At 64.7% G+C, this 18,062-nt stretch carries 17 protein-coding genes and 1 tRNA gene; 4 read left to right on the top strand and 14 right to left on the bottom strand.

The window, feature by feature from the left end; translation table 11 throughout:
* Window positions 1-27 precede the first annotated feature (27 nt).
* The 6 genes from MKK04_RS21225 to MKK04_RS21200 form a co-directional block, all read right to left on the bottom strand.
* Entirely contained in the window at window positions 28-1,038 is a 1,011-nt protein-coding gene (locus MKK04_RS21225; RefSeq protein WP_241105958.1) for a DUF4917 family protein, read from the bottom strand.
* Window positions 1,039-1,248: 210 nt separating this feature from the next.
* Window positions 1,249-2,955 (bottom strand): SulP family inorganic anion transporter, encoded by a 1,707-nt coding sequence (locus MKK04_RS21220; RefSeq protein WP_207836578.1) that lies wholly within the window; start codon window positions 2,953-2,955, stop codon window positions 1,249-1,251.
* Between the two features lie 164 nt (window positions 2,956-3,119).
* A tRNA-Gly gene (locus MKK04_RS21215) sits at window positions 3,120-3,193 on the bottom strand.
* Window positions 3,194-3,304: 111 nt separating this feature from the next.
* Entirely contained in the window at window positions 3,305-4,192 is an 888-nt protein-coding gene (phaG, locus tag MKK04_RS21210) for a (R)-3-hydroxydecanoyl-ACP:CoA transacylase (protein ID WP_207836576.1), read from the bottom strand.
* Window positions 4,193-4,641: 449 nt separating this feature from the next.
* Entirely contained in the window at window positions 4,642-5,334 is a 693-nt protein-coding gene (locus MKK04_RS21205) for a pseudouridine synthase (protein ID WP_233694161.1), read from the bottom strand.
* 9 nt (window positions 5,335-5,343) lie between these two features.
* Window positions 5,344-5,556 carry a cysteine-rich CWC family protein gene (locus tag MKK04_RS21200; protein ID WP_233694162.1) on the bottom strand — a complete coding sequence of 71 codons (213 nt, stop codon included), beginning with the start codon at window positions 5,554-5,556 and terminating at the stop codon, window positions 5,344-5,346.
* 143 nt (window positions 5,557-5,699) lie between these two features.
* Here MKK04_RS21200 and MKK04_RS21195 point away from each other — a divergent pair, with 143 nt between their 5' ends.
* Window positions 5,700-6,149 (top strand): hypothetical protein, encoded by a 450-nt coding sequence (locus tag MKK04_RS21195; RefSeq protein ID WP_241105957.1) that lies wholly within the window; start codon window positions 5,700-5,702, stop codon window positions 6,147-6,149.
* A 147-nt stretch (window positions 6,150-6,296) separates the two neighbouring features.
* On the opposite strand, the gene MKK04_RS21190 is transcribed toward MKK04_RS21195, so the two are convergent.
* Window positions 6,297-7,403 (bottom strand): enoyl-CoA hydratase/isomerase family protein, encoded by a 1,107-nt coding sequence (locus MKK04_RS21190; RefSeq protein ID WP_233687025.1) that lies wholly within the window; start codon window positions 7,401-7,403, stop codon window positions 6,297-6,299.
* 126 nt (window positions 7,404-7,529) lie between these two features.
* Here MKK04_RS21190 and ung point away from each other — a divergent pair, with 126 nt between their 5' ends.
* A complete protein-coding gene (gene ung / locus MKK04_RS21185) occupies window positions 7,530-8,222 on the top strand; it encodes a uracil-DNA glycosylase (protein WP_063913189.1) in 693 nt (230 codons plus the stop codon).
* 120 nt (window positions 8,223-8,342) lie between these two features.
* Here the strand turns inward: ung and MKK04_RS21180 are convergent, their stop codons facing one another.
* The 5 genes from MKK04_RS21180 to MKK04_RS21160 all read right to left on the bottom strand — a co-directional run bounded on the left by MKK04_RS21180 (window position 8,343) and on the right by MKK04_RS21160 (window position 13,859).
* The gene (locus tag MKK04_RS21180; protein ID WP_207833014.1) at window positions 8,343-9,374 is read right to left on the bottom strand and encodes an AbrB family transcriptional regulator; all 1,032 of its coding nucleotides are present in this window, start codon (window positions 9,372-9,374) and stop codon (window positions 8,343-8,345) included.
* Entirely contained in the window at window positions 9,367-10,881 is a 1,515-nt protein-coding gene (locus MKK04_RS21175) for a tripartite tricarboxylate transporter permease (RefSeq protein WP_207833012.1), read from the bottom strand. The genes MKK04_RS21180 and MKK04_RS21175 overlap by 8 nt, the downstream gene beginning before the upstream one ends.
* A gap of 3 nt (window positions 10,882-10,884) precedes the next feature.
* Window positions 10,885-11,343, bottom strand: a complete 459-nt coding sequence (locus MKK04_RS21170) for a tripartite tricarboxylate transporter TctB family protein (RefSeq protein ID WP_207833009.1) — start codon at window positions 11,341-11,343, stop codon at window positions 10,885-10,887.
* Between the two features lie 199 nt (window positions 11,344-11,542).
* Window positions 11,543-12,523, bottom strand: coding sequence for a Bug family tripartite tricarboxylate transporter substrate binding protein (locus MKK04_RS21165; protein ID WP_207833007.1), 981 nt, complete (start codon window positions 12,521-12,523; stop codon window positions 11,543-11,545).
* 46 nt (window positions 12,524-12,569) lie between these two features.
* Window positions 12,570-13,859: an OprD family porin gene (locus tag MKK04_RS21160; protein WP_207833022.1), complete on the bottom strand. Its 1,290-nt coding sequence runs from the start codon at window positions 13,857-13,859 to the stop codon at window positions 12,570-12,572.
* Window positions 13,860-14,059: 200 nt separating this feature from the next.
* On the opposite strand from MKK04_RS21160, the gene MKK04_RS21155 reads away from it, so the two are divergent.
* Both MKK04_RS21155 and MKK04_RS21150 read left to right on the top strand, forming a co-directional pair.
* Window positions 14,060-14,731, top strand: coding sequence for a response regulator (locus tag MKK04_RS21155; protein ID WP_063913183.1), 672 nt, complete (start codon window positions 14,060-14,062; stop codon window positions 14,729-14,731).
* The gene (locus tag MKK04_RS21150) at window positions 14,724-16,103 is read left to right on the top strand and encodes a sensor histidine kinase (RefSeq protein WP_207833005.1); all 1,380 of its coding nucleotides are present in this window, start codon (window positions 14,724-14,726) and stop codon (window positions 16,101-16,103) included. Before MKK04_RS21155 ends, MKK04_RS21150 begins: the two co-directional genes overlap by 8 nt.
* 109 nt (window positions 16,104-16,212) lie before the next feature.
* Here MKK04_RS21150 and MKK04_RS21145 read toward each other — a convergent pair whose 3' ends face one another.
* Both MKK04_RS21145 and ygfZ read right to left on the bottom strand, forming a co-directional pair.
* Complete coding sequence (locus MKK04_RS21145; protein ID WP_207833003.1) at window positions 16,213-17,019, bottom strand: HDOD domain-containing protein; 807 nt, start codon at window positions 17,017-17,019, stop codon at window positions 16,213-16,215.
* A gap of 55 nt (window positions 17,020-17,074) precedes the next feature.
* Window positions 17,075-18,016 (bottom strand): CAF17-like 4Fe-4S cluster assembly/insertion protein YgfZ, encoded by a 942-nt coding sequence (ygfZ, locus tag MKK04_RS21140; RefSeq protein ID WP_241105956.1) that lies wholly within the window; start codon window positions 18,014-18,016, stop codon window positions 17,075-17,077.
* Window positions 18,017-18,062: the final 46 nt, after the last annotated feature.

Below are 18,062 nucleotides of genomic sequence, written 5' to 3'. Positions count from 1 at the left end.
CGCAAAGCGGCCCCTGATGGGTTCATTTCACCTGTGGGTGAGCGGTGCTTCAATAGCCAGCGCTGCTTGCCCCAACGGATGCGTACCGGCATCAAAGAAATGCAGCGCTGTCCCCGGCATATCCCCGAAGCGATCGATGAAATGCTGCTTCTGGTTGATCACCGATGCCTCGCTCAACGGCCTTATGGCAATCGACAGATGCGTCGGTCGGGCCAGCCGGATGGCTTCGAGCAGGTGCTGGTCACTGCTGTCCAGGTGCTGCCCGAACAGGCATAGCCCTTGGCTTTCCCGCGCCAGTTGCCCCAGGCACCAGCCCAGGTAATCCGAGTTGCGGATGGCGCGCAGTTTCTCGTCGCTGCGGTCTTCGTTGACGAACAGCGGCACTTCGCCCGGGATGTTCACGGCAAAACCATCGAGCAGTTCGGCGCTGTCGGCGCTGCGTTGACGGGTGGTGCCGTCGGGCAGCTTCAGCAGGTGCAGGCCACCATGCAGGTGCAGCACCCGGGTGCCTTTGCCGCTGGTGCGGCGCACGTCGAAGAAACCTTGCTCGTCGAACAGTTCGGCGAAGCCGTGCGGGGCGTGTCGCACGGCCCAGGGTAGCAGCAGGTCATAGTTGCTGGTGTAGACGCTGCGGTAGCCGCGCAGGGCCTGGTTGAGGGTTGCCAGGGTGGCCGCCGGCATGAGTGGCCACGGCAGATGCACCGTGCGTACGGCGTGGATCAGCGCTTCCTTGATCGAGTAGTAGCGGTTCAGCGGCGCGGTGGAGTTGATGGCCAGTGCGGCGTTGGCGCGCACTGTGGTGTTGAGGGTGCTGAGTACCGGCTCGAACAGTTCCGTGCCCAGCGACTTGAACAATGCCTGGTCGCTGACGGCCAGGCCTTTCTTGCGACCGGCGCGTTGCGCTTCCTCGAACAGCGAGAAGTAACCGAACGGCTTCCACAGCGCGCGGCTGGCGCCGTTGCCCAGCAGTAGTGCGTCGCAAGGGTGTAGGGCGGCGAGTTCTGGCCAGGGGGTGAGGGTGGCGTCGAGTGCGGGCATGCTGGGGTCCGTTGGGTGGAGCGGGAACGGGGGCGACTTTAGCATGTCATGCAAGGTGTGCGAGGGTTGTATCCAGGCAAGGGCCTTGTGTCGGCAATGCCGGCCTCTTCGCGGGTGAACCCGCTCCCACAGGTACTGCACTGAATTCGAGGGCAGTACCTGTGGGAGCTGGCTAGCCGGCGACAGGGGCAGTGGCAACAATGCATCTCTTCAACCTTGCTCAGCCACCTTCACACTGCGACTCCTGTTACGCCACAGCCGATACGCGCGGATGCCCGCCCGCACCGAGCCGAACAGCAGTTTGTCTTCCATCTCCCTTGCCATCCCCGAGCGCACCAGCATGCGCAGGAAGGTGCCGCGGGCGCGGGCGATGGCGAAGAAGATGCCCTGGGCCGCCAGGGTGTCGCGTACCTCGCGCAGGGCGGCGATGCCGCTGACGTCGATACTGGTTACCGCTTCGGCGTCGAACAGCACGGCCTTGGGCTGGTCCTGGCTCTGCACCGCTTCGAGCAGGCGCATCTTGAAGTAGTCGGCGTTGAAGAACAGGATCGCGTCGTCGAAGCGGTATACCACCAGGCCTGGCACGGTACGGGCATCCTTGTGTTTGTGGATGTCCACCTGGCCTTCGGTGCCCGGCAGCCAGCCCAGTACCGCGTCGGTGGGCTGGTAGATGCTGTACAGCAGGCGCAGGATCGCCAGGGTCACGGCAAACACGATGCCGGGCAGCACGCCCAGGCTCAGCACGCCAACCGTGGTAAGCAGGCACAGCCAGAACTCGAAGCGGCTCAGGCGGCGGATGTGCCTAAGCGACTTGATATCGATCAGCCCCCAGCCGGCCATCAGCAGCACGGCGCCCAGCGCAGCCTGCGGGATCCACGCCATCGGTGCGGTGAAGAACAGCAGGATCAGGGCGATGACCAGCGCAGCAATGATGCCCACCAGCTGGCTTTTGCCACCGACCATGTCGTTGACCGCAGTGCGCGAGTCGGCGCCGCTGATGGCAAAGCCTTGGGAAACCCCGGCTGCCAGGTTGCTTACGCCCAGGGCGACGAATTCGTGGTTGGCGTTGATCGCGTAGCCGTGCCGGGCGGCAAAGCTGCGTGCGGTGAGCATGGCGCTGCAGAAGCTGACGGTGGCGATACCCAGGGCATCGCGCAGCAGGCTTTTCATTTCTGCCAGGTTACTGTGTGGCCAGGCCAGCTGCGGGATGCCGGCAGGTACCGGACCGAGTATGGCGACGCCGAAGCGATCGAGGCCGAACAGGCCGACCAGCAGCATGAACAGCGCCACTACCGTTAGTGCCGCGGGCAGGCGCGGGTAGCGCCGTGGCAGCCAGATCAGCAGGCCCAGTGCGGCGATGCCGATGAGCAGCGTCACCCAGTGGATTTCGCCCAGGCGCTGGAGGAAGTTGATCAGGCTGAGGATAAAGCCGTCGCCCTCGATCTTGAACCCCACCACCTTGGACAACTGCCCGGCGATCAGGCTCAGGCCGATGCCGTTGAGATAGCCGATCAGGATCGGCCGCGAGAAGAAGCTGGCGATGAACCCGGCCCGGGCCACGCCGGCAGCGATCAGCATTACCCCGACCAGCAGGGTGACGATCACCGACAGTTCGGCAATCCGGTGCGGCTCGCCCATGGCCAACGGCGCCACGGCGCCGGCGATCATCGCGCAGGTGGCGGCGTCGGGGCCAACCATCAGCTGGCGTGAGCTGCCGATCAGGGCGTAGACCATCATCGGCAGCACGCAGGCGTACAGGCCGTACTGCGGCGGCAGGCCGACGATCTGCGCGTAGGCGATGGCAATGGGAATCTGGATCGCCGCCACCGAGAGGCCAGCCTGCAAGTCGGCGTGGAACCACTCGCGGCGGTAGTGCAGCAGGTTGGCAAGGCCCGGTAGCCAGCGGGAGAGAAACATGCGTCGTCCTTTCGAAATGTTTCACGAAACCATCCACGCATTGAAGCGGATCGGCAGGCAAATGGCCATGGGACAGGTCAACGGAGGGGGCAGAAACGAAAAAAGGAGCCAAGGCTCCTTTTGACAGCGATGACGTTAATGGAACGCCATGCGGTAATGCGATGTGGAGCGGGTAGAGGGAATCGAACCCTCAACTAAAGCTTGGGAAGCTTTCGTTTTGCCACTAAACTATACCCGCATCTGCGCTGCACTTTTTACCAGAACCCTCCACGAATTAGAAGCCCAAGTTATAAAAAAGCTTGTCGGCACCCCATAGCCTGCGGGTATCACCTACGGGGCGCCGATGCGCTCAGATGGCCAATGCATGCTGCCCCTGTTGTACGTGCTGGTAGCGTTGACGGGGCTCGCGCACGGTCGGCTTGAGGAAGCCGAGCAAGACGCTGCGGGTGTCCTCGCAGGCGGCCTTGTTTTCCATGTCGAGGAAGTGGCCCGCGTCACGGATCACGCTGAACTGGCTCTTGCCCACATGCTTGCTGAACTGCCGGGCATCTTCGACCGTGGTGTATTCATCGCGGTCGCCGTTGATGAACAGCACCGGGATGTCGATGTTGCGCGCGCCATTCAGGGCCCGTTCCAGGTCGTGCTGCAGCACTTCGTTGATGTGGAAGTGCATCTGCGCGTACTCGTGGCTGTCCAGGCTGCTGACGTGCCGGTAGTTGAAGCGCTTGAACAGTGATGGCAGGTGCTTGCCGATGGTGTCGTTGACCAGGTTGCCGACCTGATAGCGGTCGCAGGCGGCCAGGTACTGGCAGCCACGGGCCAGGTAATCGCGCATCGGTTCGTTGATCACCGGCGAGAACGAGCTTACCACCGCTTTCTTCACGTACCGCGGCTGGTGCGCCAGCGCCAGCAGTGTGCTTGCGCCACCCCACGAGAACGACATCACGTGGTCTGCCTGGAAGTGATCGATCAGCTCAAGGAGGATATGTGCTTCGGTCTCCTTGCTGATCAGGCGTTCCTGGCGATTGTGAGGCTTGGACTTGCCCGCGTATGGCTGGTCGAACAGTACTACGTTGAACTGCGGGTGCAGATTACGTACCGTCTGGGCGAACGAGGCCGTGGTGGCCAGCGAGCCGTTGATCAGGATGATCGTTTTCTCGGCTGCATCCGCGCGATAGAACTCCGTGTAAACCCGATACTGACCTTGGATATCAAGTACAGCGATTTCTGGCCTCATGTCATCGACTCCTGGCGCAAAAAGGGTATTCGCGTCACCTAGGGTGCACGTTCTTTATGACAGGTAGGCATTTGCCTGAAGAGAAACCGGGGGGCCCTGTGTCGATCCTTGGCACGTGCGTCGACGGTATTGTTTTTGGCGGGCAATTTGCCGTGCCCCAAGGCATCGAGGCCCCGGGTGGCCGACAAAAGGTGTCTTCGACCGCAATCGTGACTTGGTAGTCACATGCAGACTGACGATTTGGATTCAAGCAGTGGGTGGGGAATCCCGCAAGTGCCGTTCGGGGGAAAATGTGACTTTTGCCGCTGGGCGGTCGTATGACGCACCCCGTGCGGTCTGTTCCTGCCTCTTCGCGGGCACGCCCGCTCCCACAGGGATCACACCAGCCCGGAGGCCAGGGGTGTACCTGTGGGAGCGGGCGTGCCCGCGAAGAGGCAGGAACAGGCTGACTAGACCGTGGCTATTTCATCCGCCGTGAGCTCACGAAATGCCCCTGGCGCCAACCCCGGGTCCAGCCGGATCGCCCCCATGCTCTCGCGATGCAACCCCACTACCTTGTTGTCGAAATGGCCGAACATGCGCTTGACCTGGTGATATCGCCCTTCGACGATTGCCAGCCGCGCCTGGCGCGGCCCCAGGATGTCCAGCTGGGCGGGCAGGGTGGTGAGGTTTTCGAAGGCGAAGTAGAAACCTTCGAGGAACTTGGCCACATAGTGCTCGCCAATCTCGTCCTCGGTTTCCACCAGGTAGTGCTTGGGCAGCTTGGTCGCGGGCTGGGTAAGCCGCCGTGACCACTGGCCATCGTTGGTCAGGATCATCAGGCCGGTGGTGTTGAAGTCCAGGCGCCCGGCAATGTGCAGGTCCTCACGCAACGCGGCGGGCAGCAGGTCGAGCACGGTGCGGTGTTGCGGGTCCTGGGTGGCGCTGACACAGCCAGTGGGCTTGTGCAGCATCAGGTAGCGCGCCGGGCGGCCAGCCTGCAGCAACTGGTCGTCCAGCTCCACACGGCTGAATTCGCGCACCTCGGCCAGCGGGTCACTGACCACTTGGCCATCTACCCGCACGCGGCGTTGCGCCAGCATCAGGCGGACTTGCTGGCGGTTGTGGTTGGGCAGGTTGGCGAGGAAACGGTCGAGGCGCATGGCAAACGGTCAGTGGGAAGCGGGTGAGCGGAGTTGTTCTTCAACGGCGGCGCAGCGCGGGCACAGGCAGGCTTTGTCGCGCAGCTCGGCGGGCAGGGCCTGGAGCACGGCAGGGTCGATGCTCACGCCGAAGCACCAGCAGGTCTGGGTGGCCCGACGCGGGTCGGCCAGGCTGCACTGGTTGAGGGCACCACAGGCGGGGCAGTGCTGGTTGTCATGCATGGCTGCCGCTCACATGTATCAAATTGTTGCAGAAATGGCACTGCACTTCGGCGCCACTGTCTTATTCGATGTCGATGATCGCATTTCACATCGACGCTCGCCAGCGCCGCTGTTCGGGCACTCCAGCGGTCCAGGAGGCCGCCATGTTCTATCGAATCCTGTTGATCGCCCTGCTGGGGCTGATGACTTCCGCCTGCGTTCCGTACTACGAGAGCGGGGGCTATTACCGGTCTGACCACTACTATTCCGACCGTTATGTATCACCGGATTATTACCGCTATGACCGTTATTACGTGACGCCGCAACCGCGCTATTACTATCAGCCGGCGCCGCGCTACTACTACCGCTCGGCGCCAGCGCCTCATTACCGGTCTTATCCGCAGCCGCGGATGCAGCAGTGGCATGGCAACCCGCGCCATGACTATGGCAACCGCCAGCGGTATGACTATGGGCGCGACCGGGACCGTCATGATTATCGCGGTGGCAGCCAGCGCTACCAGAATGACCGTTGGCACTCCAACGGGCGGGGGGACGGTGACCGGCGTTGGGACGGGCGGCGTGGGCACGGGCAAGGGGGGAACTGGCAGCGGTAGGTGAATTGAAAACCGGGGGCGCTTTGCGCCCCAATCGCGACGCAAGGCCGCTCCCACAGGTACAGCGCAGCATTCGAAACCAGCGCTGTACCTGTGGGAGCGGCCTTGTGTCGCGATGGGCTGCAAAGCAGCCCCAGACTCTCGAAGCTACCCGAGATCCGCCAGCGGATGCCGCCCCTCCCACACCTTGGCAAAATGCGCCTCGACCACCGCCGCCGGCACTTGCGCCACATCGGGCCAGTGCCAGCGCGGCTGGTTGTCCTTGTCCAGCAAGCGCGCCCGCACACCTTCGCTGAATTCCGGGTGGCGGCAACAGTTCAGGCTCATGCTGTATTCCATCTGGAACACCTGCGCCAACGACAGGTGCCGTGCCCGGCGAATTTGTTCCCACACCAGGTGGGCGGTCAGCGGGCAACCTTCATGCAACCGCTGGCCGGCATCTGCCAGCAGCGGGTCGTCGTGGTGCTTGAGCCCCTCCAGCGCGCGCCAGGCGGCGGCGGCATCGGCCACGTCAAGCAACTGATCGATCACCTGCCGTCGCGGCAGCCACTGGGCTTCAGGCAACTCGGCGCAGGCGCGGTGCTGTTCGGCCTTGAGCAGGCTGTTCAGTTGCAGGGCGGTCTGTTCCTGCCAGTTCAATTGCAGCAGTTCCTCGATCAGCGCATCTTGCTGGTGTTCGCCCAGGAAGCGGTCGGCCAGGTCCAGGTCAAGGGCGTCGTGGGCATTGATCGGCGCGCCCGTCAGAGCGAGGAACAACCCCAGCTTGCCCGGCAGGCGGGCAAGGAACCAGCTGGCGCCCACGTCCGGGTACAGGCCGATGCTGATTTCCGGCATGGCCAGCCGACTGCTGGGGGTGACGATGCGCACATTGGCGCCCTGCAGCAGGCCCATGCCACCGCCCAGCACATGCCCATGGCCCCAGCACAGCAGCGGCTTGGGATAGGTATGCAGGGCGAAGTCCAGGCGGTATTCGGCGGCGAAGAAGGCGGCGGCCAGCGGCGGCACGCTGCCGGGGTGGTCGCGGCAGGCTTGTACCAGCGCACGCACATCGCCGCCGGCGCAGAAGGCCTTGGCACCGTTGCCGCGTAGCAGTACGCAGACGATCCCCGGGTCGCGAGCCCAGGCGTGCAACTGTTCGCCCAATACCTCGATCATCGGCAGGTTCAGCGCATTGAGCGCCTTGGGCGCATCCAGGGTGGCGATGCCGATGCGGGCGCCATCGGCGCCGGTGAGTACCTCGCAATGAATGGCCATGGACAACCTCGCGCAAGTCATCGCACAAGTATGGCTTGCCTGGCCGAACATGCCGGTCGTCGGTCGGATCGTTTGACAAGCGGGAAGGGCTTACCTAGTGTCGCGCCATTGTTTATGGAAGGCCCCATGACTGACGACGATCGCATCAAACTCGAACCCAGCTGGAAGGCCGCCTTGCGCGCCGAATTCGACCAGCCCTACATGCATCAGCTGCGCGAGTTCCTGCGCAGCGAATACGCCGCCGGCAAAGAGATCTACCCGCCAGGGCCGTTGATCTTCAATGCCCTCAACTCGACGCCGCTGGACCAGGTGAAGGTGGTCATCCTCGGCCAGGACCCTTACCACGGGCCGGGCCAGGCCCATGGCCTGTGCTTCTCGGTGCAGCCGGGCGTGGCCACGCCACCGTCGCTGGTCAACATCTACAAGGAGCTGCAGCGCGACCTGAACATCCCGATTGCCAATCATGGCTACCTGCAGAGCTGGGCCGAGCAGGGTGTGCTGTTGCTCAACACGACCATGACCGTGGAGCGCGCCAATGCCGCGTCGCATGCCAAGAAGGGGTGGGAGTTCTTTACCGACCGGGTCATCCAGGTGGTCAGCGAGCAGTGCCCGAACGTGGTGTTCCTGTTGTGGGGCTCGCATGCGCAAAGCAAGCAGAAGCTGATCGACGGGACCAAGCACCTGGTGCTGAAGTCGGTGCATCCGTCGCCGTTGTCGGCTTACCGTGGGTTCCTGGGGTGCGGGCATTTCAGCCGGGCCAACAGTTTCCTCCAGCAGCGCGGGCTGGCGCCGATCAACTGGGCGTTGCCGCCGCTGTGATCACCTGAAAGACCGCGTCGCCTTCTTCGCGGGTGAACCCGCTCCCACAGGTACAGCGCTACCCTCAGGGCCTGTGTGGTCCCTGTGGGAGCGGGTTTACCCGCGAAGAGGCCGTCACAGTCATTCCGGGGTTGCATTCCACACCCGGAACAACGGCTCCGCCAGAAACAGCACGAACAACAAGCGCATCACCTGCAGTGCCGTCACCAGCGGCACCGACAACTGCAGGGTCTCTGCCGTCAGGCTCATCTCGGCAATCCCGCCCGGCATCATCCCTAGCGTCAGCGAACGCAAATCCAGCCCGCTCATCACGCTCAATACCCAGGCCGCACTGCCGGCAATCGCCATGCACAACGCCGTGGCCACCAGGGTACGCCCAAGGAACCAGGGGGCGCGGCGGAAGAACGCCCGGTTGAAGTGGCAGGCCAGGCCGCTGCCGATCAGCCACTGGCCGATCTGGCTGGCGCCATTGGGCAGGGCAATCTGCAGGTTGCCGGCAAGGCTCACCGTCGCTGCCACCAGCAATGGCCCGAACAACCACGGGTTGGGCTGGCGCAAACGCTGCCAGAGCAACGCAGCGGCAATGCCCAGCGGGGCAATCAATGCCAGCCAGCCCCAGTTCACGCTGCCGGTGTGATTCAACGGCACCCCGTCACCCAGCAGGAACTTGAACAGCGCCGGCACGCACAGTACCACCGCCAGTACGCGCAGGCTCTGCGCCGCCGCCACCTGGCTGAGCACTGCGCCATTGCGCGCGCCAAGGTTGACCATCTCCCCCGAACCGCCCGGCATGCTGGCGAAGAACGCAGTGGCACGATCCTCACCGCTGCGCCGCAGCAGCCATACGCTGATCACGCTGGACAGGGTGGTGAACAGTGCGCCGAAGAAGATCAGTGCGAAATGGCTGGCCACCTGCTCGATCACCGCCGGGGTGAAGTGCAGGCCAATGCCGATGCCGATGATCCACTGCCCGCACTTGCGGCCATTGGGGATTTCCGGCAGCTGCCAGCGTGTCAGGCAGCGTACCAGGATGATCGCCAGCAGCGAGCCGACCATCCACGGCAAAGGCCAGCCGACCTTGCTGGCGGCAAAACCGCCAGCAAGGCCGACCAGCCCGGTTGCGACAAACAACGGCAACCAGCGATCAGGCATCGGCCATCGCCCGGCGCTGCAGGCTGCGTTTGCGCCAGATACGCAGCAGCGGCAGGGTCAGCATGCAAAGGGTCAGTACCCACACCGACATGCTGATCGGGCTCGACCAGAGGATGCCCAGTTCGCCGTTGGAGATCGACAGCGCCCGGCGCAGGTTTTGCTCCATCAGCCCTCCGAGGATGAAGCCGAGCAGAATCGGCGACAGCGGGAAGTCGAGCTTGCGCAGGATATAGCCCATGATGCCGATGCCGACCATCAGGAACAGGTCGAAGGTGGTGGCATGCACTGCATACACGCCGATCGCCGTGATGATGGCGATCACCGGCACCAGCGCCCAGTTCGGCACGGCGAGGATGCGGGTGAAGATGCGGATCATCGGGATGTTGAGGATCACCAGCATGATGTTGGCGATGAACAGCGAGGCGATCAGGCCCCAGACGATGTCTGGCTGCTGTTCGAACAACAGTGGGCCAGGGGTGATGTTGTACAGGGTCAGTGCGCCGATCATCACCGCGGTGGTGCCCGAGCCGGGTACGCCCAAGGTCAGCATCGGTACCAGGGCGCCGCAGCAGGAGGCGCCAATGGCGGTTTCCGGGGCGGCCAGGCCACGGGCGTCGCCCTTGCCGAATTGGCCTTTTTCACCTGCCAGGCGTTTTTCGGTCATGTAGGCCACGGCACTCGCCAGTGTTGCACCGGCACCTGGCAGCACACCCATGATGAAGCCCAGCAGGCCGCAGCGGATATTGACCATGAACACCGACGCCGCTTCCTTGAGGTTGAACAGCATGCGCCCGGTGGCCTTGACCGCCTGGTGGCCATGGTGGGTCTTTTCCAGCAGCAGGAGGATTTCGCTGATGGAGAACAGGCCCAGCACCAGCACCACGAACTGGATGCCGTCGGCCAGGTGCACGCTGTCGCCGGTGAAGCGGTACACGCCACTGTTGGCATCGATACCGACTGCCGACAGGAACAGGCCGATCAGTGCGGCAATGAAGGTTTTCAACGGCTTGTCGCCGGCCATGCCGCCAAGGGCGACGATGGCGAACACCATCAGCACGAAGTACTCAGCCGGGCCGAAGGCGATTGCCCATTTCGCCAGCAGCGGGGCGAACAGCACCATGCCGCAGGTGGCAATCAGCGCACCGATGAACGAACTCCAGGCCGACAGCGACAGCGCGACGCCCGCCAGGCCATTGCGGGCCATCGGGTAGCCGTCGAGGGTGGTCATTACCGTCGAGGCTTCGCCGGGGATGTTCAGCAGGATCGAACTGATGCGCCCACCGTACTCGCAGCCCAGGTACACCGCCGCCAGCAGGATCAGCGCCGATTCCGGCGGCAGGCCGAGGGCGAAGGCGATGGGGATCAGCAGGGCCACGCCGTTGATCGGGCCCAGGCCCGGCAGCAGGCCGACCACGGTACCGATCAGCGTGCCGGACAGGGCGGTGACCAGGTTGTAGGGGGACAGGGCGACGCCGAAGCCCTGGCCCAGGTAGCTCAAGGTATCCATGTGTCAGTTCTCCAGTGCGCTCAGCAGGCCAAGGGGCAGGGGCACGTCCATGACGCGGTCGAACAGCCAGTAGAGGAACAGGCTCATGCCCGCCACCACGATGAAGCTGTGCAGCCAGCGGCCGCCGTACAGGCGGGCCATGGGCACGCCGACCAGGATGGCGCTGAGGATGAAGCCCAAGGCTTCGAAGGTGCTGGCGAAAACGATCAGCAGGCCGACGCAGGCGGCGATCTTGGTCAGGGTTTCACGGTCCAGTTCCGGCTCGTCGTCCTTGCGCACGATGGGCGTGGGGCGGAACACCAGGTACAGCAGGCCCAGGCCCATCAGGCCGAGCATCAACAGCGGGTAGGCGCGCGGGCCCACCGGTTCATAGGAAAACGCCGCCTGGTAAGGCCAGGCCATCACGGCCAGGGCGGCGCACACCGCCAGCAGGGCCAGGGCGAAGATGCGTTGCAGGATCATCAGAGAGTCCTCGTTGGGATCGCTCAAGCGAGATGCAAATCCTGTGGGAGCGGCCTTGCGTCGCGATCGGGCGCGAAGCGGCCGCAAACCTGCCACTGCGATCTGTCTGAAGCATCGCATCGGCTGATACAGGGGCCGCCGTGCGGCCCATCGCGGCACAAGGCCGCTCCCACAGGGATTGTGGTGACTCCGGCCAGTGTTACTGGATCAGGCCAAATTCCCTGGCCAGCGCCTTGTAGTCAGCCACTTGCTTCTTCACATAGCCGTCCAGCTCTTCGCCGGTCATGGCGAACGGGAACAGCTCGCGCTGGTCACGCAGCTTGGCGAAGTCTTCCGAGGCCAGCATCTTGTCGAACGACTGCTTCCACCAGGCGTAATCCTCGTCGCTCACCTTTGGCCCCAGGTAGAAGCCGCGCACCACTGGCCAGACGATGTCGTAGCCCTGTTCCTTGGCGGTGGGGATGTCTTTCATCTCGGGCTCGTCCAGGCGCTTTTCCGAGAACACCGCGAGGATGCGCATGTTGCCGCTCTGAATGTGTGGCATGGAGTCGGAGATGTCGGTCGAGCCGACCTGGATATGCCCGCCCAGCAACGCCGTGGCAATTTCGCCGCCGCCTTCCAGCGCCACGTAGCGCAGGTCGCGCGGGTTGATGCCGGCGGCCTTGGCGATCAGCGCCGTCTGCATCCAGTCCTGGCTACCCACGGTGCCGCCAGAGCCGATCACCACCTTGCTCGGGTCTTTTTTCAGCGCTGCGACCAGGTCGTCGAGGGTCTTGTAGGGCGAGTCGCTCTTCACCGCGATGGCGCCGTAGCTGGTGCCGACGGCGGCCAGCCATTTCACGGCGTTCTCGTCGAAGCGGCCGAACTTGCCCTGGGCCAGGTTCAGCAACGAGCCGCTGGACCAGGCCACCAGGGTGCCGGCATCGGCCGGGCGCTGGGCGACCACGGCGTTGTAGGCCACCGCGCCGACACCACCGGGCATGTAGGTGACGCGCATCGGCTTGCTGAGAATCTTCTCCTGCACCAGGGCGCTTTGTACCAGCTTGCAGGTCAGGTCGAAGCCACCACCGGGCGAGGCGGGGGCAATGCATTCGGGGCGTTTAGGTTCGGCAGCGAGGGCGTTGCCGGCCAGCAGCAGGCAGCCGGTAGCGAGGACGAGGCGGCGCAGTGAAAAGGTCATCGTCAATCTCCGTGAGCGTTGTTGTTATCAAGTTATCGCTATGGGGTTACCACAGCGCCACGCTGTAGCTCACCAGCAGCCGTACCTCGTCCGCGTCGCGGGCGAAGTTGGAGCGGAAGGTGGCGTTGCGCAGGCGCACGGCGACGTTCTTCAACGGGCCGCTTTGTACCACGTACTTCAGTTCGGTGTTGCGCTCCCACTCCTTGCCCTCGCCACCGGCGGCGCGGCTGACGTTGTCGCCGCTGATGTAGCGGGTCATGAAGGTCAGGCCGGGTACGCCGAGTGCGGCAAAGTTGTAGTCGTAGCGCGCTTGCCAGGAGCGCTCGTCGGCGCCGGCGAAGTCGTTGATCTGGACGAAGTTGACCAGGTACGGGTCGGCACCATCGACGTACGGGAAGGCGCTGTCGCCGGACAGCTGCTGCCAGGCGGCGCTGACCTTGTGCCCGCCCAGGGCGTAGCTGAGCATGCCGTTGACAGTGGTGTTGTCGATGTTGCCGGCCTTGGCGGCGCCGGCGTCGTCACTCACGGCCAGGCGCAGGTCGGCGCCGAAGGTACCCGGGCCCCACGGCTGGGTGGCGACCATGCCGATGAAGTGCTGGCGGTAGATATCGTCGAGCTGGGCAAAGTGGTAGCTGCCGGTGATGCGATCGGTGAACTGGTAGTCGAGGCCGGCCAGGTCCAGGTTATCGGCGCTGAACGAGCCACCGAAACGGCCGTTCTTGTTGTTCAGGGCCAGGTCTTCCCAGTTGGTGTCGTTGCGGTCCTTGGCCTTGTCCAGTCGGCCGCCGGTGAAGGTCAGGCCCTTGACCTCCTTCGAGGTGAGCAGGCCACCTTCGAAGGTTTGCGGCAGGATGCGCCCGTCGTTGGGCTGCAGGGTCGGCAGTTCGGGGATCAGGGTGCCGATCTTCAGTTCGGTCTGCGACACCTTCACCTTGCCGGTCAGGCCGAGCTTGGAGTATTCGTCGGCGGCCTTGCCGTCATCGTGGGTCGGCAGCAGGCCGGTGTCGGTGCGGTCGGGGCTGGAGTCGAGCTTGATGCCGAGCATGCCCAGCGCATCCAGGCCGAAGCCCACGGTGCCATCGGTGTAGCCAGACTCGAAGTTGAGCATGAAGCCCTGGGCCCACTCGTCGCGCTTGGATTGCTGCGCACTGGTGCCGTCGCGGAAGTCGCGGTTGAAGTACATGTTGCGGGTTTCGAAGGTGGCCGTGCTGTCTTCGAAGAAGGCGGCCTGGCTCAGCGGGGCGACACCGGCAAGCGCGAGGGCGCTGGCGATGGCGGAGGGGCGTGCGGCAAAGGGACGGGTAGGCGCAAACGCCTGCGGCTGCAATGACAGCATCACTGATGGCTCCGTTTATTGTTCTTATTCGTTGCACCTTGCTGGTGCTTTTTTCGGCGCGAAGGGCGACCGTGGTGCGATGCTAGGTAACCAACCTTTCGCTAACCTTTCAGCGTGAAAGGTTTGTCGACAGGGGCTTCACAGGCCTGCCGACAGCGGTACACTCCGCGCCACCGTCCCACCCGAGCAGGGAGATTCCGATGCGTGTGCTGCTGGTCGAAGACCACCTGCAACTGGCCGAAAGCGTGGCCCAGGCCTTGAAGAGCCATGGCCTGACCGTTGATGTGCTGCATGACGGCGTGGCCGCCGACCTGGCCCTGGCCAGCGAGGAATACGCCGTGGCCGTGCTGGATGTCGGCTTGCCGCGCATGGACGGCTTCGAGGTGCTGGCGCGCTTGCGTGGCCGTGGCAAGACCCTGCCGGTGCTGATGCTGACCGCACGCAGCGACGTCAAGGACCGGGTCCACGGTCTTAACCTGGGCGCCGACGACTACCTGGCCAAACCGTTCGAGCTGACCGAGCTGGAAGCACGGGTCAAGGCCCTGCTGCGCCGCAGCGTGCTCGGTGGCGAGCGCCAGCAACGCTGCGGGCCGCTGGTGTACGACCTGGACACCCGGCGCTTCACGCTGGGTGGCGACAACCTGACCCTGACCTCACGCGAGCAAAGCGTACTGGAAGCGCTGATCGCCCGTCCGGGCCGGGTGATGAGCAAGGAGCAACTGGCCGCCCAGGTGTTCGGCCTGGATGAAGAGGCCAGCCCCGACGCCATCGAAATCTACATCCACCGCCTGCGCAAGAAGCTCGACGGCCAGCCGGTGGCCATTGTCACCTTCCGTGGCCTGGGCTACCTGCTCGAGCACCGCGATGCGTGACAACGGCAGCCTGCGCGGGCGCTTGCTCGGCAACCTGGCCTTGCTGCTGGTGGTGCTGATGCTGGCCAGCGGCCTGAGCGCCTACTGGAACGGTCGCGAGGCTGCTGACACTGCCTACGACCGGACCCTGCTGGCCTCGGCGCGGACCATTGCCGCGGGCCTGTCCCAGCGGGATGGTTCGCTGAGCGCGGATGTGCCCTACGTGGCCCTGGACACCTTCGCCTACGACAGTGCCGGGCGCATCTACTACCAGGTGCTGGACATCCAGCAGCGGCTGATTTCCGGTTACGAGAACCTGCCAGCGCCGCCGCCGGGCACGCCACGTACCGACGACTACCCGGCGTTGGCGCGGTTCTACAACGCCACCTATCTGGGCCAGGACGTGCGCGTGGTCAGCCTGCTGAAGCCAGTGAGCGAGCCGAACATGAACGGCATGGCGGAAATCCGTGTGGCCGAAACCGAGGAAGCGCGGATACGCATGGCCCGTGGTTTGATGGCCGACACCCTGCTGCGCCTGGGCATGCTGGCGCTGGGCGCGCTGGTGATGGTGTGGTTTGCCGTGAGTGCCGCGTTGCGGCCGTTGGAGCGCCTGCGCACCGCGGTGGAAGAGCGCCAGCCGGACGACCTGCGGGCCTTGCCGGTGGTGCAGGTGCAGCGTGAGCTGAGCCCGCTGGTGCGGGCTTTGAACCACTTCACCGAGCGTTTGCGCGGCCAGTTCGAGCGCCAGGCGCAGTTCATCGCCGATGCAGCCCACGAGTTGCGCACACCACTGGCCGCGCTGAAGGCGCGGATCGAGTTGGGCTTGCGTTCGGCCGAGCCGCAGGAGTGGCGGCAGACGCTGGAGGCTGCCGCCCAGGGCACTGATCGGCTGACCCACCTGGCCAACCAGTTGCTGTCGCTGGCGCGGGTCGAGAACGGCGCCCGGGCGATTGCCGAAGGCGGCGCGCAGCGCCTGGACCTGGGCCAGTTGGCTCGTGAGCTGGGCATGGCGATGGCACCGCTGGCGCACAAGCGCGGGGTAGCGCTGGCCCTGGAGGCCGAGGCGCCGGTGTGGCTGAAGGGTGAGCCGACGCTGCTCAACGAGCTGTTGAGCAACCTGGTGGACAATGCCCTGGCCCATACGCCGGCGGGCGGCAACGTGATCTTGCGGGTGCTGGCGCCGGCGGTGCTGGAGGTGGAGGACGACGGGCCGGGGATTCCCGAGGCCGAGCGTGAGCGGGTGTTCGAGCGCTTCTACCGGCGCAGTGCGCAGGGCAGTGGGCTTGGCCTGGCGATCGTTGGCGAGATCTGCCGGGCGCACCTGGCGCAGGTGAGCCTGCATGACGGTGCGAAGGGCGGGTTGCGGGTGCGGGTGAGTTTTATCGCGGATTGATGTGTTGCCTGTACCGGCCCTTTCGCGGGTAAACCCGCTCCCACAGGGACCGCGCCGCTGCTGAAGGCTGCGCTATACCCGCGAAGAGGCCGGCACAGGCTGACACCGGTCAGCGCAACATGCTCCGCGCCTCGATCAGTTCATCCACTTCCAGCTCGGTACCAAACGGCAAGCCCAGGTGGCGGTATGCCGGTAGTGCCGCCAGCGGCCGGTGGCGCCCGGGCTGGCTGATGCAGCGGGCGATCTGCACGATGTCGATGTAGTCGATCTTGCCGGTCTGTCGGTCCAGGTCCTGTACCTGGCTCGGCAGATTGACCAGTTGCTCCGGAAACTCCCAGGCCTTGAGGATCTTGTCGCCCAGCACCGGCTGGATCTGCTCGATCACATAATGCAGGCACACCGGGTCGGACAGCAGTTCGTTGTGCTCTTCGGCATAGATCAGCACCGGCAGCGCGCCAATCTGGTTGACCAGCCCGCCGAGGGTGGCCTGGTCGGGCTTGAGTTGCGTGTACCGGCGGCAGATTTCGTAGCTGATACCCGCCACATCCAGGCTGTTGGCCCAGATGTCGCGCAGTTTTTGCTCAACCGCCGGCGCGCGGGCATGGAAAATCTGCTCGATCACCAGGCCAATGGCCAGGTTGCAGCTGTAGTTGATGCCCAGCCGCGTGATGGCGGTGTGCAGGTCGGTGACCTCGACCGCCGCGCGCAGCAGCGGGCTGTTGACGACCTTGATCAGGCGCGCTGAAAGGGCCGCATCGCGACCGATCACCTTGCTCAGGGCCGCTACGCTGATCTCGCTGTCTTCCGCTGCCTCGCGGATGCTCAAGGCAACCTCGGGCAGGGTCGGCAGGACCAGGTCATCCTTTTCGATGGCATCGAGCAACTGTGCTTGAACCATCTCGGCCAGCTTGTTCATGGGCGTGTCTACCGCAGTGGTGGTGCGGCCCCGCCACGTCGGCGGGGCAGGCTGGTCAGCGTTGGATTTCCCGGTCGCGGTCCAGTTCGTAGGGCAGGGTCAGCACCTGCAGGCGCGGGCCTTCAAGGCTGCCCAGGTGCAGGTTGTCGTCTTCCACCGCTTCGGCGCTGAGCACCGCGAGCAGTTCGCAGCCTGCGCCGTTGCCGGCAGCCATGACCACTTCACCGACAGACGAACCATGGGTGGGCGAGAAGATCTCGGCGCCCGGGGCCGGAATTGCCTGCTGGTCCAGTGCCAGGCGGTACTGGCGGCGCTTGAGCTTGCCCAGGTACTGCATGCGCGCAACAATTTCCTGGCCGGTGTAGCAGCCTTTCTTGAAGCTGACGCCGTCCACGGCCTGCAGGTTGATCATCTGCGGGATGAACAGCTCGCGGGTCGGCCCCATGACCTGGCCGATCCCGGCACGAATCTGCCCCAGCAGCCAGTCGTTGAGGCTGCCTTCGGGCAATGCGGCGGCCAGCGCCTGGCAAATGCTGGCGGCGTTCTCCGCAGGCACCCACAGCTCCACGCGGCCAGCGGACACGGCAATGGCGATCAACCCGTCGTGGCGCACGGTGCTGCCAGCTGCTGCAGGCACATCGAGCCCCAGCGCCTGCAGCGCCGCATCGCCGCCTTGCAGGCCGAAGCGTGCCCAGGCAGCGCTTTCATCGGTCAGCGTGGCCTTGGAGAACACGGCGTACTTCTTCAGGTCTGCCAGCTGGGCGTCGAGCAGCTCGCTGGCCATGGCCAGCAGGTAGCCGTTGCCTTCGGGCAGGATGCGGAAACTCGACTGCATGCGCCCCTTGACCATGCAGCGGGCGCCGAGGCTGGCGTGTTCCTGGCTGAGGTAGTTGATGTTGCAGGTCAGCTGGCCCTGCAGGAACTTGCCTGCATCGGAGCCGCGGACGGCGAGGATGCCCTCGTGGGACAGGGGGCAGAAGAAAGCGGAATCGGCCATGGGTCATCGCGGTGGCTAAAGACTGGCGGCCATCATAGAACGCCGG

The sequence above is a fragment of the Pseudomonas sp. LS.1a genome, assembly GCF_022533585.1.
In the GTDB taxonomy this organism is placed as follows: domain Bacteria; phylum Pseudomonadota; class Gammaproteobacteria; order Pseudomonadales; family Pseudomonadaceae; genus Aquipseudomonas.
This window is presented reverse-complemented; position numbering and strand designations above follow the sequence as displayed.